The 231-nt window shown below is 52.8% G+C and carries 1 pseudogene; it reads right to left on the bottom strand.

Annotation, left to right across the window (positions count from 1 at the left end):
* Nucleotides 1-198, bottom strand: a pseudogene (locus SB753_RS42025) (deoxyguanosinetriphosphate triphosphohydrolase); the annotation flags it as partial.
* Nucleotides 199-231 lie beyond the last annotated feature (33 nt).

Below are 231 nucleotides of genomic sequence, written 5' to 3'. Positions count from 1 at the left end.
CTTGCTAGGGCGTTCTGCCTCTTCCGCTGAACGACTAGTCGGAATGACCTTGTCGTATTTCAGCAGCGACGCTAACCCGCGAAAGGTTAAATTCAATCCGCATTTTTCGCTGCCATTCTCCACACTCTCGCGTTTCTCGAGACGAGTAACAATGCGGAGGGTTTGTGCGTTTCCCTCGAAACCACCATGCTCACGCATGCATGAGTCGAGGGCGTATTCGCCGTTATGACC

Origin of the sequence: Paraburkholderia sp. SIMBA_053, from assembly GCF_046534895.1 — a bacterium.
Taxonomy (GTDB): Bacteria; Pseudomonadota; Gammaproteobacteria; order Burkholderiales; family Burkholderiaceae; genus Paraburkholderia; species Paraburkholderia caledonica.
Note: the sequence above shows the minus strand (reverse complement) of the source record. Positions and strands in the feature narration are given on the sequence as shown.